Raw genomic sequence first — 14,504 nt, 5'->3', positions numbered from 1 at the left:
GTGTCCTGCCAGTTACCGTCCGGTACACCCGGAACAACCATGCAGAAGCTAAAGGTATTTGAAACTACAGCTAACTCTTCTAAAGGATCATATATTATCATTTCTCTCTATTTTATTCCTTATTGCATGACGATATATGATATAGGCAGTTATTAAATAACAATTTAAAACAATCGTTTATCAGATCAGAAAATTGAGGAGATGGACCTTTCCAATGGATATGATTCAATCACTAATCGCATGTATGCCCTTTTTTCGGGATACGATTCGCCAAGATGTAACCCTTTCCATTATTGACCGGGAGAAATTCCTGTATTTTTCCGCAGGAGAGTCGTTAAAACAACTAGAGTTCAAAGCAGGTGATCCACTGCTCGAGCCTAATCGTGATTTTGCCGATCTGAAAGGCGGTACGGACAAACAATTTGATCATTACCCGAAGGAGTTATTTGGAGTGCCGTTTGATGTCGCCTACCTTCCGATCAAAAATGAACAGGGCGAGGTCATCGCTATATTCAACCTGCTCTATAGTATGGATGATCAGGATCAGCTGCAGCAGCTCATGAATGCTACCGAAAACCTGACCAACCAGTTGATTGACAGCGTTCAGCACGTAGCTGCACATTCGGAGGAGCTGAGCGCCACCACCGAAGAAATTCGCAACAACTCCAAACAAGCTGTACAGAAATCAGGCAACGTGACTCAGGTCGCCAGCTTCATCCGTGAAATCTCGGAGCAAACGAATCTGCTCGGCCTGAATGCCGCCATCGAAGCTGCTCGTGTCGGTGAAGCAGGTGCAGGATTTGGCGTCGTCGCCAAGGAAATCCGCAAGCTGTCCGTAGATACAAAGGAAGCGACCACGCGTATTGAAGAGTCCCTCCTCTCCGTCCGCCAATCCATTCAGGGGATGGAGAATGAACTTGGGGAGATTACCGCGAGTTCTCAGGAGCAAGCGGAACTGGTTAACAATTTTATGAGCACGATTGAGCAGTTGAATGCAACGAACCAACTATTGAAACAATTTGTGCACAAACTGATTACATTTGACGGAAAGTAAAAAGGAAAAAGAAACTCCTAACCCACTCAACCAAATGCACAAACAAAATCCTCCGAATCTCTTCGGAGGATTTTTCATTTACTATCATTCCATCTTGGTCATCTTGCTAATGTTATTCTATCCGACTTAATGAATCTCGAAATGGCTGACACGTACTCCTGCGGACAACACGAGGTATACATCCTGTTGACCTGATACACCTTTCAGGTCTGCCTTAACCGTGGACCACTGTTGTGCCTCACCCTGTGCCAGTTCCACGCGTCCTGCCAGTGTACCGTCAGGTGCACCCAGCCGAACTTCCAATACTGCACCTGCCTGCTCTGATGATACACGAGCTTCAAGCGCTGCTGCATTGCTGCCCAGATCTGCATCCTTGAAGGCAATCCATCCTTGTTCACCAATCACACGGACAGAGGTTCCGCCTTCCTTACTCTCATCCAGATCCACACTGAAGTATGCATCGTAATTCTCGGCACGTGTAGCCACACTCAAATTACGGGAAGGAATAGTCTCCCCTTGTACCGTCAGGTCAGCAACAAGCTGAACATCAGCAGAAGATTTGCCCACCATAATAGAGTAGGTACCACTTTCGACCACATAGCGATCACGGGTTACATCCCAGATCGCCAGTTCCTGAACTGGCAGTGTGAAGCTGACTTTCACTGTAGCCCCAGCTTCAATATGAAGACGACGGAAACCTTTTAACGTTTTGAGTGGACGTTTAACACGGGACTGCCCGGCACGCACATACAACTGCACAACCTCATCACTGGCGATCGTTCCTGTATTCGTCACGTCCACATGCACAGTAATGGCCTCTTCGACTCCAGCTTGGGCCGGGTTCAGTTCCAAATTGCTGTATTTAAACGATGCATACGTTAATCCATGTCCGAATGGATACAGTACATCACCTTCAAAGTACTGATACGTACGTCCAGATTGGATGATATCGTAGTCTCTGATATCGGTCAGCTGATCTGCCGATTGCACCCACGTCATATTCAGGCGGCCTGCTGGTGCATAATCGCCATATAATACGTCAGCTATAGCGTTCCCCAACTCTTGTCCTGCATGGGATGTATACAATACAGCCGGAATGTTCTCCTGCACCCAGTTGGACGTGAACGGGTAACTTCCCACGATAACTACAACGGTATTTGGATTCGCTGCATAAACGGCTTCAACCAGACGCTGCTGGGATTCAGCCAGGTCCAGACTTGGGCGGTCGATCTCTTCTTTACCATTCACAAGTGGATTGTTGCCGACAAATACAATCGCTGTCTCCGCTTCCTTCGCGGCCGCTACCGCTTCCTCCAACCCATTCACCACAATATCCTTTTTGAACGTTTCCGTAGCACCGAAAGATTTCATCTCTTCGGATACCGCAAACGCATCGTTTCCACCATTGGATGCCGTTACTGTTTTATCGTTCCAAGTCTTCAGCCCCACGCTTCCGTCCTGTTGTGGCAACAGATGGAATACTTCCTTCACAAACCAGCCATATACTTCATCCGCCGATGCCGTAACCGTTTCTTCATCCGTCGTCAGGTATTTCCCATTACTGTCTGCCTTCAGCGTGTAACTGCCAAAGCCCCAGTCACTTAGTGTAAATGTCTCCGCATTTCCCGAAGCAATGATGGATGATTTCTCATCCTCAGCCAATCCGACAGCCTTACCGCTTGCCACTGAAGTCAATGTAATGCGGTCATTGCCATCCTTGAATGCAACCTTGTCGCCGCCTACTTTGCCGCTGATCGCTTCAATTGGGGATACGCTATATGGCATGGTGCCTGCATACCAGTCACGATAGACTGTTCCACCCAGTTGACCAATCACAGCCACTTTGCCGGATTTTGTTTTATCCAGTGGAAGCGTGCCTTGATCATTTTTAAGCAATACAACTTGTTCTCTCGCTGCTCTCAGTGAAAGGGCCTTCGCCTTCTCCGTCATCATCGCTTCTTCACCAATCGAAGCATATGGATTGCCCTCAGCCGGATCAAATTCACCTAGACGGAAACGCACACGGAACGTATTGAACAACGCCAGATCGATGTCTTCCATTGTGAGTGTACCTTGCTCCAGCCCTTCACGCAGCGCCTGCTTCGACAGATCCGCATCATCGGTAATACTGTCAATTCCGGCTTTGACGGACTCCACTGTTCCTGGTGTGTGAGAATCATAGTATTTATGATCGTTCTTGATCCCCATGACATCCCCTGCATCACTCACGATGAAGCCATCCATGCCCCATTCGCCCTTCACAATCTCGTTTACAAACGGATGCAGCAATGCCGGTGTACCATTAATAGAGTTGTACGCGGTCATCATTGATTGTGCGCCGCCCTCTTTGAACGGTTTCTCGAACGCTTTCAGATAATATTCACGCATGTTGCGCGGATCAATACTCGATGAACCACTGCCACGATCCACTTCATTATTGTTTGCAAGGAAATGCTTCAACGTAGCAACCGCCTTGTAATACTTCGGATGGTCGCCCTGGATTCCCTTAACCAGCGCCGTTGTCAGTTCAGCAGTCAGTTCAGGGTCTTCACCATAAGCTTCTTCGTTCCGCCCCCAACGTGGATCACGCTCCATATCAACCGTAGGTGCCCACAGAGTCAGACCGTTTACTGCTGGATTGCGTTTATAAAATACACGTGCCTCGTCTCCGATCACGGAGCCGATCTCTTTCATCAGGTCCGCATCCCAGGTACACGCCAGCCCTACTGGCTGCGGGAAGGAAGTCGCTTCGCCAAGCCAGGCCAGACCATGGGCTGCTTCTGTGCCGTGTTTATATGCTGCGATACCCAGTCGTTCAACTGCGGGTTGGTATTGCAGCATCGATTCGATTTTCTCATCTTCCGACAGACGGGACACGAGGTCCTTAACACGTGTATCCAGTTCGATCGTTGTATCCTGAAACGGATATTTCGTTTGGTTGGTCATAATATGGAATCTCCTTTGGGAATTCATTGATTTATTTAGAATGATAGCGGATACATAATTGATAAATTAATACGATGTATTCTTGACGTATCCGAGCTCACGATTCGAAGATTTAACCTTTTAGAACAAGCACTTTACGAGCCGTCGTTAACTCTTCATTTAATTAACTAAAACGGTTTCGGTAAATCTATCATATAGCATGTTTAGCAAAAAAAACAGGGGGGCTTCACATGAAAATGTGAACTTTCCTCAGGAAAGTATGCGGACAATCGTTTTATTCTGGCACAGTATGGTAATCATGGATAGGAGTATAGATATGACGTACTTATTGAGCTAAGCATAGTCCTTAATGAAGAAGAATATTGAAGGAGGAAAATCAAGTGAGTGAGCATCAACAGCCCCCGACAGGTTTGCCTTCCATACCGGAATCCCTGTGGAGAGCGACAAACACATTCAATGAATATCCGAAACTGACAGAAAATACAACCGCCGATGTAGCCATTATTGGTGCAGGAATTGCAGGTATCACAACAGCTTATTTACTGGCCCAGACGGGAATGAGCGTGGTCGTGCTTGAAGCTGGAAAAGTACTGGATGGCACAACAGGCCATACAACGGCCAAGGTATCGGCACAGCATGGCGTGATATTTGATGAATTGCTTCATCATTTTGGAGAAGAACAGGCCCGCATGTATTATGAAGGCAATGCAACAGCCGCCAAGTGGATGCGCGATCTGGTAAAAGAGAAACATATTGATTGCCAGTGGGCAGAGGAAGATGCCTATGTCTACATTCAATCCGAGGAGAATCTCAAGAAGCTGGAGATTGAGCTGACTGCCTATGGCAAGCTGAATATTCCTGGTCAATGGGTTGATCCCCTTCCCATCCCTGTTCCGGCCAGAGCAGGTATTAAGATGCCGGGACAAGCTCGCTTTGACCCGCTTAGTTATTTACATTACCTGCTGGAATCCGCAGTCAAGCAAGGTGTCCGCATCTACGAACATACAACGGTAACCGATGTGGAGGAAGATGCCTCGCTACATGTGCGGACATATGAGAATGGTCCATCCGTAACGGCCGAACATGTCGTTGTTGCCTCCCATTTCCCGGTCTATGACCCCGGATTTTATTTTTCAAGGCTGCACGCCGAGCGTTCCTATGCTGTTGTTGTTGAACCTCAGAAACCTTTCACAGGTGGCATGTATATCTCTGACGATAAACCCTATCGATCCCTGCGTACTGTCATTCATAAAGGGAAGGAACACATCCTCTTTGGAGGGGAAAATCACAAAACCGGACAGGGCATATGCACTGTCGGTCATTATGAAAATTTGGAGCGTTATGCAGCCGATACATTTGGCATTCGCAACATCCCTTTCCGCTGGTCAGCTCAGGATCTGATCTCCATCGATAAGGTCCCTTACATTGGGCCAATTACTGGACGACATGAACGTGTCTATGTGGCTACCGGCTTTGCCAAATGGGGCATGACCACAGGAACGATGGCTGGACATATCCTTACAGACCGGATTACTGGACGAGATAACTCTTACGCAGCAGTATTCGATCCTGCAAGATTCAAGGTAGACCCTGGTGTGAAAAACTTCCTTGTAGAGAATGTCAATGTAGCCGCGGAACTGATCTCTGGCAAAGTCGGCATTATTCACAAAAACACGGGAGAACTCGGCAACGATGAAGGGGCTGTTGTTCGCCATGACGGCAAACGCGCTGGCGCCTACAAGGACCCGACTGGCAAACTCTTTCTTGTGGACACCACCTGCACCCATTTGGGTTGTGAAGTCGAATGGAATGCCGGGGAACGTTCATGGGATTGCCCATGCCACGGATCACGCTATGATTACGCGGGCAAAGTCATTGAAGGACCTGCCGTTAAAGACCTTAAGATGCTGGAAGCACAAGAATAAACCAAGCTGATACCCCCATCAACGTATATCTTCATCCCATAGACCCGGATCGGAATCCGCCTTCAGACGGAAGTAACCGATTCGGGTTTTGCGTATGCTGATCTATAGATAAAATAGCTAGAAAACGAAGTTAGTCCAACTTAGCGGGACATCGTGATACGGAACTATTTTAAAATCACTACCTTGCATTAAACAGTACCGGATGCTATGATGAATTTACGACTACTGAACAATACACACTAGTGATTGGATAGAGCAACAAGGAGGAACCCAAGTGAATGTTAATATTCAATTCAAAAAAGGGGTGCTGGAACTATGCGTCCTCGTGTTAATCAACCGCCAGGATCGTTACGGCTACGAACTGGCTCAGGCTGTATCCCAGCATATTGAAGTGGCGGAAGGTGCGCTGTATCCCCTTTTGCGAAGATTGGTCAATGACGGCTATTGTACTACTTACCTGCAGGAATCCAGTGAAGGACCACCACGTAAGTATTACAAACTGTCTGATACCGGCCGTGACTATATGAAGACTCTGACGAATGAATGGAATGGTTTTGTGCGCAATGTCGCAAATCTTATAGAGGAAGGTACCCCCAATGAATAGACAACAATTCATGCAGGCAATGGAGATTCATTTAAGACCGATGGACCCGCTGGAACGGGCAGAATTGCTCGCTGATTATGAACAGCATTTTGAGATGGGATTAAGAGAAGGAAGACCGGAAGAAGAGATTGCACGGGAACTGGGGCATCCGATCGAGATTGCCAAAGAAGCGCTCGGTGACCGGTATGATGCACAAACGCCAGGATCTGATCCGTTCTACGCACGGACATTCGAAGAAATGCGTTCACAGCAAAAGAAGGGAAATCGAGCTGCACGCAACTTCTTCACGGCAATCGGACTTTTTTTCTTGAACATCATACTCGCGATTCCGCTAGGACTGACTCTGTGGTCGGTATGGCTCACGATTGCCAGTTTGTCGCTGCTGGTCGTAGCCCCGGTTGCTGCTGCTGTGGATTTCTTATATCTCGGCCATTTCGAGTATTCTGAATTATTCGTTTCGATTGGAGTATTCGGTATAGGCATTCTATTCGCCATTGCGACAAAAAGGGTGTTTACAGCCTTTAAGTTGATCACTCTTCAGTATATAAGATGGAATCAAAAGACGATGAAGGGAGATGTCTAATCATGAGCACCAAAAAATGGATCGCTTTAGCGATACTATGTATCGGCATCGGTTTGCTCGGAACCTCCATATACGGAGTTCAGTTCGGAGACGAGAGAGAACCCTACTCCAAACGTTGGGAATTCAAAAATGATGAGCTGCACAATATCATGATGAATGCCAACTTAAGCGCAGATATTGAATTCGTTGTCAGTCCGGATTCCAATGGCTACATTGAAGTCGACGGAAAGTGGGACCCGGCCACCATTGAAGCTTTTAAACAGGCTTCGATCACGGATGGAACCTTTACGTTAAACCAGGAAGAGCGTTTGCGTTTGCAATTTTTCACCCTTTATTGGAATAATCAGCAGCAAACGATCACGGTTGCGCTACCTGAAGGACATCAGCTGGATGAAGTTAACATCGTCTCTTCTTCCAGTGATCTGGATCTGAAGGGCCTGCATGCCAATACCTTGGACCTTAACAATACGTCTGGAAGCATTCACCTTCAGGACATTACCGTACCAACCATTCAACTCGATCTAACTTCAGGAGACATTAAAGCTGCGGCAATTGCGGGGGATATGCAAGTCAAACAAACGTCCGGAAGTTTCACGCTGAATGGCATTGATGGCGATGTGACCCGAAGTGTACAGTCGGGAGATACCAAAATTACGCAATTGAACGGTGCAGCAAATGTTAAGTTCACTTCTGGCAGTGTGAAGATCGAGCAAGAAGTTTCCGGTCCAATTGATGTATCGGGACAGTCAGGAGATATTTCCATACAGGCGGCGCCTGATTTTGACGGTATTTACGATGCACAGGCCACTTCCGGTGATGTAAATATACCTGATTCCCCCATGGTAAGCCGTGAGGTCATCAAAGCTCGCACCACTTCAGGCAGCATCAAGATCAAACAATCATCATAAATCATGATGAAGCAAATATTCGAACTGTGGGTAATATAGTATAATTAAATGCTAGTCCAATTCTAAGGAGGAGTTACCCACATGGAACTTAAAAATAAAACGGCTGTCATCACTGGCGCCGGTAAAGGTATTGGCCGTGCCATTGCTGAAGCACTTGCCAAGGAAGGTGTACATCTCGGACTGATCGCTCGGACGGCCTCCGATCTGGAGGCTCTACAACAATCGCTGAGCCAGGAATATGGTGTAAAAGTAACCAGTGCTATTGCGGATATTTCCGATCGCACTCAGGCTGAAGCAGCCGTAGCTGCGATTGAGATGGAGCTTGGCGCAGTCGATATTCTGATCAACAATGCAGGCATTGCAAGCTTCGGCACACTGCTGGATATGGACCCGGAAGAGTGGGAACGTATCCTGCATGTTAATGTCATGGGTACATACTATGTAACTCGTGCCGTACTGCCAAGCATGATTAAGGAAAGCAGCGGTAGCATTATCAACATCGCCTCCACCGCAGGCGAGCGTGGATTTGCTACAGGCTCAGCTTACTGTGCTTCCAAATTCGCACTGCTCGGCATGACCGAATCCCTGATGCAGGAAGTGCGCAAATCCAATATCCGGGTTACTGCGTTAACACCAAGTACAGTGAACACGGAGCTGGCAACCAATGCCGGACTCAAAATTGGAGACGAAGACCGCATGATGCAAGCGGAAGACGTAGCTGAACTGGCTTTGGCGACGCTCAAACTGTCGGACCGTGTATTTGTTAAAGCCGCAGGCATCTGGACAACTAATCCACAGTAAGCAGGAGTAGTCAGACCATTTATAAAGAACAATGAATGACGGAAGCAACCATTTCTAATGATGCACTCCGTCGCCATCCGGCCGCCCGAGAAACCTCTGGGCGGCCTTTTACATATTCAGCAGCCGCCATCGTGTCCGAATACGATTCATCACGCTGAATCTCTCCCCTTATGATTAATGCAGCGTTACTTCTCTCATTCTCCATTCCATGATTCTCTGCTTATGCGTTCCACAAATGGTCCAAATCCAATTCCTTGGACACGGCGATCAGTACTACCGCGGGTTCCTCCCCAATATTGGTTACTTCGTGGGGAACGATGGCATTCCAGCTGAATGAATCCCCCGCTTCCAGAATCTCTACGTCCTCACACTGCTCTGCGCGAATTCGGCCTTGCAGAACCAGATGACTCTCTTCTCCGGCGTGCTTATTAACCCCAGTCGATGCACCTGCTGGCAGCTCTACAATGGACATGCGCATGGCACCCTTTGCCGTTAGATGCTGTACTTTGATCTGCCCACTTCCGGCAGTCGTCTCTTTGCGCTCATCCTTGCGCACCACGTTCATCCGCTGCTCCGGTGACAGCAGCAAGTATGGCAGTGGCACTTCCAGATAATCCGCGATACTTTCAAGCGTCGCGATGGACGGTGATGTTTTATTATTTTCCACGTTGCTGATAAACCCCTTGGATAGCCCCGTACCCTCGCACATTTGCATGATGGTGATCTGTTTTTGTTTGCGGATCGTACGAATGGCTAGACCAATATCCATGTTGCAATCCTCCCCCTATGATCTGTATATCCGATACCCAACCATCGTTATTGAGCATTATAGATTTCTTATACGGAACATATTTTCATAATACAAAAAAAATATTGACCCTACAATGGAATCATGATAAATTTTGTTCATCAATAAGAATATTAATTTCATATTAGTAAACTTTTTTTGATTACTCATTTCTTATCAGGTGGTGGTTGCATTGAATTATTCATTGACTTACGAGGTTCGGCTTCCTTCCGATTACAATACAGAACAACAATATCCCGTTATCTTTGCCCTGCATGGCATGGGTTCGGATGAACAGGATATGCTTCGCTTAATGGAGCCTCTTCAGTCCGATTTTATTATCGTCGCCGTACGTGGGCCTATTGTTCAGGGTAGCGGCTACGCCTATTTTCAAATTAAAAGCATTGGCAATCCCGTCCGTGAGTTGTTCGACGCCTCTGTTCAGGGACTGCAACAGCTAATGGTTGACTTGTCTGCCAAATATGCCATTGACCCGGCACGGCGTTATATCGCCGGATTCAGTCAGGGAGCCATTATGGCGATGACGCTCTCGCTGATTATGGGAGATGCAATCAAGGGAATTGTAGCCATGAGTGGTTACATTCCGCAATTTGTGAAAGACGAATACAAGATACAGCCCAACTCGGAGTTATCTGTATTTATATCGCATGGCGATCAGGATCATCTCTTCCCGCTGCAACTTGGCGAAGATAACGCCAGCTTCTTCCGGGAACAGACCAATAACGTTACGTATGTTCCATATCACGGTGGACACCAAGTCACCCCCGACTTATATCAACAATTTCAGCAATGGCTTCGGACGAATGCCAAGCTAACTGCCGAAGACCCGAAAGGACTGAATTCATAATGATGCCATCTCTGTTTATTGCTCACGGTGCGCCATCACTTGCACTGGAGGAAAATGCATATACTGAATTTCTGCAGAAACTTGGACAGGAACTGCCGAAACCCAAAGCGATCGTATTGTTCTCTGCTCACTGGGAATCCACAACTCAGTTGGTTTCTTCAGTAGCCAATTACGAGACCATATATGATTTTGGCGGCTTCCAGCCTGAGCTGTATCAGATCAAATACCCTGCACAAGGACATGAAGAGACAACAGCGGAGATTCAGCGCCTGTTCGGGGATGCTGGTATTCCGGTGGAAAGCGACTCTGTTCGTGGTCTGGATCACGGTGCCTGGGTTGTGCTTCGCCTGCTCTATCCAAATGCGGACATTCCGGTCGTTGCTTTATCCGTGAACCGTTATCTGTCCAATGAACAGCAGTATCAGGTTGGGCAGGCACTCGCCACATTGCGTGAGCAGGACGTTCTCGTCATTGGCAGTGGTGGGACGGTACACAACCTGCGTCAGTTAAACTGGGAAAGCGCAGGCATTGACCCTTGGGCCTTGGCGTTTGACAACTGGCTGCAAGACAAACTTGTGAGCTGGGATACAGCGTCCCTATTCGCCTATGACAAGCTGGCGCCATCAGCCCAAGCAGCCGTGCCTACGCCAGAGCATTTTGTACCATTGCTGCTCGCCATGGGTGCGGGAGATCAGAACAAGCAGGCATCACTCCTGTTCAAAGCCTATCAGTATGGCAACCTGAGCCTATCCTGCTGGAGATTTGATTGATCGATTGATATAACATTTTATATAAAAATAACCAGACACTCGTGCGAACTCGCACGGGTGTTTTTAGTGATATGACCTTTTTTGCATAATGCTGGGAGTTGTAAAGCAAGCTATAATAACATTTAGTGGAAATGACCAAGCTGTAATTAAGGAATACTCTTTTTACACCTATCACATCTTTCTGGGAGGAACATTCGAAGTGGCTGAACAACCAAAGTCTGAGAGCTTAATGTCTCTCGTCAAAAAGGGGAACACATCCTCGGCTGTAGCTATGGCAGGAAATGCTGTACTTGCACTGTGCAAAGGAGGAGCCTTTCTATTCAGTGGCAGTGGCGCCATGTTCGCCTCGGCGATGCACTCTCTAGCCGATGCCATCAACCAAGGGTTTGTCTTTGTAGGAAGTGTGTTGTCCGAGAAAAAACCTACACGCCGCTTTCCGACCGGATTCGGGCGAGTCATCAACATTTTCTGTATGATTGCCGTTATCGTTGTTACCATTATGGCGTATGAAACGATCCATGAAGGGATTCACCTGTTACTGCATCCAGCTGCTCATTCCGGCGGTATCTGGATTAACATCGGCGTGCTGGTGCTTAACATTGTGATCGATGGAGCCATTTTGATTAAAGCAATGAAAGAAATTCTACACGAAGCACGTGCGCCCAAAGCGTCAGGCCTCGCCCTGTTCCCTGCTGCGATCAAAAATGTAGGACGTGCCGCGCCGCCAACACGCCTTGTATTTTACGAAGATATTGTAGCGGTACTCGGTGCGACACTCGCACTGATCTCTGTCGTTGTCATTGCACTGACCAATTTTGCATTGCTCGATGGAGTCGTGACAACCATTATTGGATGCCTGATGATCGCTGTCGCTTTCCGTGTAGGTTATGACAATATGATCGGACTGATTGGTGTAGCGGCTCCACAGGATGTTGAGGATAAAGTATCCCAGACCATTCTGGCAGACTCTCATGTTGCAGATATCCAGATGATGCGCATTATTCAGGAAGGTCGTTATTACCACGTCGAGGGTCTGATTGAGCTGACCAAAGGATTGAGCCTTGCCGATGCAGATGATATCAAGTTCCGTATCCAAGAGAAGTTAATGACAGATCCGGACATCGCCGATGCAGCCATCTCAATTATCGAAGATGATGGTGTGAACAGCTGGGGCAAGAAGCATTCTGATGTGGTGAAATAAGGGCCTGCTCCCTTTTATAAAAGATAAAAAAAGCCTACTCTTCGCGGAGTGGGCTTCTTCACATAGCAAACAACGTGACATAGCTAATATAACTACATGGCTACTAAAGGTTGGGCTAAACTTGTTGGTTGGGATTCGCTGACTGACCAGCATGGGGTTTAGTTCTGGCACTTTGCTTCATGCCCATCTCCATTAATTTATCCAGCCATTTCAGGCGGAACGCCTCAGTGGAGCCTTTGATTGGACTAATCTCGGTTATACGTACCGGGGAGACCCCGCAGAATTTGAGAATATTGGATTTCATGACCCGATGCCCTGCATGTCTGTAAATGAATCGATTGTACCAGCGTGGTGTGTCCATGGTCACAATGATGTGGGCAGACCTTCCTTTCAGCAATTTGTCCCATAGGGGTGAGTCCTCCCGATCTTTCATGGCGAATCCGGGCAAAAACACCCGATCAATAAACCCTTTTAAAATAGCAGGCATCACTCCCCACCACGTCGGATATACAAACACCAGATGGTCCGCCCATCGGATCAATTCCTGAGCTCTCACCAAATCAGGCTCCAACTCCGTCCGCTGACGGTACCCGTACTGAAGATTGAGATTAAACTGAATATGGCTCAGGTCGATCAGTTCCACAATACTGCCCGATTGTCGCGCTCCTTTTATATAGGCTTCTGACAGTGCTTTGCAGTAACTTTGCGGATCTGGATGACCATTAATTACCAAAATATTTGATTTCATACATCTGTTCCTCCTGTATAATAATGTTCATGAAGGCCGAAGAAGCAGGCATATCACAAGCATAAAGTGAAGGTATACATAAACAAATGATCAACGGCGCCAAAACATTGCTGATTCGCGCAAAAGGGGGTAGCATGAACAACCATAATCACGGTGTGTCCATTTCTATGTTGTATCCGATTATGAAGACGCTGGTGAACAAAGGGTACGAATCCGAAGCGTTTTTCGAGTACGTCAGCTTAGATCCTGCTATTATGCAGAATCCGGAAGCACGTATTCCAGTTAAAGAGTTGGAACGGATTATGCAGTATGCTGCGAGATACTCGGATGATCTGTATTTTGGATTGAACCAGGGACAACTGCTGGACTTTGCGGACCTTGGCCTTCCTGGTTACGTCATGATGCATTCCAAGACGATTGGAGATGCACTCGCTGCTTATCAACGATATAACATCATTCTATATAGTGGATTTAATCTGGATTGGAAAGTAGACGGAACGGATCTGATCCTTCAATTGTCTTTGCAAAATTCGGAGAAGCAGATGTCCCGTCATTGTGTGGAAGATATGGCTGTCTCGATGGTGTATTTAATCAGCAAACTGGCGAATCGCCGGGTGGAGTTAAAAGAGGTTCGATTCGGTCATCAAGCCCCCGATGCTTCAGGCGATCTATCTCCTTATGTTGGCATGTTCGGAATAGAGCCGCGATTCGGGGATACATGTACACTCCTGCGAATGCACAAAGACATACTGGATCAGCCCGTATTATATTCGGATGCAAGAATGCTGAAGGTCTTTGAAACCATGGCTCAGGAAAGCAAAGATGAGCTTCATTCATCTCAATCATTCTCTGGCAAAGTAAGTCGGTGGATGATGGAGAGCCTTCCAACCTTCTTTCCCACATTACAACACACCGCAGAGCATCTGGGCGTGAGCATTCGCACACTTCAGAGCCGATTACGTGAAGAAGATACAACGTATCATGAGATATCCGTTCAGGTACGCAAGGAAATGGCATTGCGATATTTGCAGAAGGGAACCTATTCCGTGGGGGATATTGCGTATGCCTTACATTTTTCGGAGCAAAGCGCGTTTCAGAATGCCTTCAAAAAGTGGACGGGACAGACTCCCGGGCAATACCGTTCCAGTCTCAAACAGCCCATGCAGCCCCGTAGTTGAATAATCCCGAATCCAATCCTCCTAAGGGGATTAGTGATTACATGTTTTGAACCTAGACTTTAGTCTAGGTGAAGTTTAACTCCAAAGACCGAGGATACCCTTTTGCGGTTCATGGTATGCTGTGAATAACG

14 protein-coding genes are annotated in these 14,504 nt (G+C 47.3%); 10 read left to right on the top strand and 4 right to left on the bottom strand.

Translation table 11 applies throughout. The features are described from left to right. Positions 1 to 214: 214 nt before the first annotated feature. On the top strand, positions 215 to 1,054 hold the full coding sequence (locus gpAD87_RS32860) for a methyl-accepting chemotaxis protein (RefSeq protein ID WP_064641809.1): 840 nt from the start codon (positions 215 to 217) through the stop codon (positions 1,052 to 1,054). 126 nt (positions 1,055 to 1,180) lie between these two features. Here gpAD87_RS32860 and gpAD87_RS26585 read toward each other — a convergent pair whose 3' ends face one another. After that, positions 1,181 to 4,000, bottom strand: coding sequence for a glycoside hydrolase family 3 C-terminal domain-containing protein (locus tag gpAD87_RS26585; RefSeq protein ID WP_064641808.1), 2,820 nt, complete (start codon positions 3,998 to 4,000; stop codon positions 1,181 to 1,183). 380 nt (positions 4,001 to 4,380) lie between these two features. Between gpAD87_RS26585 and gpAD87_RS26580 the strand changes: the two genes are divergently transcribed. From gpAD87_RS26580 to gpAD87_RS26560, 5 genes are all read left to right on the top strand, one after another. Next, a complete protein-coding gene (locus gpAD87_RS26580; protein ID WP_064641807.1) occupies positions 4,381 to 5,925 on the top strand; it encodes an FAD-dependent oxidoreductase in 1,545 nt (514 codons plus the stop codon). 274 nt (positions 5,926 to 6,199) lie between these two features. Continuing rightward, complete coding sequence (locus gpAD87_RS26575; protein ID WP_063567210.1) at positions 6,200 to 6,529, top strand: PadR family transcriptional regulator; 330 nt, start codon at positions 6,200 to 6,202, stop codon at positions 6,527 to 6,529. Continuing rightward, the gene (locus gpAD87_RS26570) at positions 6,522 to 7,112 is read left to right on the top strand and encodes an HAAS signaling domain-containing protein (protein ID WP_064641806.1); all 591 of its coding nucleotides are present in this window, start codon (positions 6,522 to 6,524) and stop codon (positions 7,110 to 7,112) included. Before gpAD87_RS26575 ends, gpAD87_RS26570 begins: the two co-directional genes overlap by 8 nt. 2 nt (positions 7,113 to 7,114) lie before the next feature. Then, positions 7,115 to 8,020 (top strand): DUF4097 family beta strand repeat-containing protein, encoded by a 906-nt coding sequence (locus gpAD87_RS26565; protein WP_064641805.1) that lies wholly within the window; start codon positions 7,115 to 7,117, stop codon positions 8,018 to 8,020. A gap of 81 nt (positions 8,021 to 8,101) precedes the next feature. Further along, entirely contained in the window at positions 8,102 to 8,821 is a 720-nt protein-coding gene (locus gpAD87_RS26560) for a 3-ketoacyl-ACP reductase (RefSeq protein ID WP_064641804.1), read from the top strand. A 19-nt stretch (positions 8,822 to 8,840) separates the two neighbouring features. Here gpAD87_RS26560 and gpAD87_RS31990 read toward each other — a convergent pair whose 3' ends face one another. Both gpAD87_RS31990 and gpAD87_RS26555 read right to left on the bottom strand, forming a co-directional pair. Then, positions 8,841 to 9,026: a hypothetical protein gene (locus tag gpAD87_RS31990; protein WP_157258574.1), complete on the bottom strand. Its 186-nt coding sequence runs from the start codon at positions 9,024 to 9,026 to the stop codon at positions 8,841 to 8,843. A gap of 15 nt (positions 9,027 to 9,041) precedes the next feature. Then, positions 9,042 to 9,590 carry a helix-turn-helix domain-containing protein gene (locus gpAD87_RS26555; protein ID WP_064641803.1) on the bottom strand — a complete coding sequence of 183 codons (549 nt, stop codon included), beginning with the start codon at positions 9,588 to 9,590 and terminating at the stop codon, positions 9,042 to 9,044. A 211-nt stretch (positions 9,591 to 9,801) separates the two neighbouring features. Here gpAD87_RS26555 and gpAD87_RS26550 point away from each other — a divergent pair, with 211 nt between their 5' ends. The 3 genes from gpAD87_RS26550 (at position 9,802) to gpAD87_RS26540 (ending at position 12,447) form a co-directional block, all read left to right on the top strand. Continuing rightward, positions 9,802 to 10,476 carry an alpha/beta hydrolase gene (locus gpAD87_RS26550; protein ID WP_064641802.1) on the top strand — a complete coding sequence of 225 codons (675 nt, stop codon included), beginning with the start codon at positions 9,802 to 9,804 and terminating at the stop codon, positions 10,474 to 10,476. Further along, positions 10,476 to 11,246, top strand: coding sequence for a dioxygenase family protein (locus gpAD87_RS26545; RefSeq protein WP_064641801.1), 771 nt, complete (start codon positions 10,476 to 10,478; stop codon positions 11,244 to 11,246). The genes gpAD87_RS26550 and gpAD87_RS26545 overlap by 1 nt, the downstream gene beginning before the upstream one ends. Before the next feature lie 199 nt (positions 11,247 to 11,445). Continuing rightward, the gene (locus tag gpAD87_RS26540; RefSeq protein WP_095206212.1) at positions 11,446 to 12,447 is read left to right on the top strand and encodes a cation diffusion facilitator family transporter; all 1,002 of its coding nucleotides are present in this window, start codon (positions 11,446 to 11,448) and stop codon (positions 12,445 to 12,447) included. Between the two features lie 115 nt (positions 12,448 to 12,562). On the opposite strand, the gene gpAD87_RS26535 is transcribed toward gpAD87_RS26540, so the two are convergent. Next, positions 12,563 to 13,195, bottom strand: a complete 633-nt coding sequence (locus gpAD87_RS26535; RefSeq protein WP_064641800.1) for an NAD(P)H-dependent oxidoreductase — start codon at positions 13,193 to 13,195, stop codon at positions 12,563 to 12,565. A gap of 134 nt (positions 13,196 to 13,329) precedes the next feature. Between gpAD87_RS26535 and gpAD87_RS26530 the strand changes: the two genes are divergently transcribed. Continuing rightward, positions 13,330 to 14,373 carry an AraC family transcriptional regulator gene (locus gpAD87_RS26530; protein ID WP_064642055.1) on the top strand — a complete coding sequence of 348 codons (1,044 nt, stop codon included), beginning with the start codon at positions 13,330 to 13,332 and terminating at the stop codon, positions 14,371 to 14,373. Positions 14,374 to 14,504 lie beyond the last annotated feature (131 nt).

It is taken from the genome of Paenibacillus sp. AD87 (assembly GCF_001659845.1).
GTDB lineage: Bacteria > Bacillota > Bacilli > Paenibacillales > Paenibacillaceae > Paenibacillus > Paenibacillus marchantiae.
The sequence above is the reverse complement of the archived record's forward strand: the minus strand, read 5'-3'. Positions and strand labels throughout refer to the sequence as shown.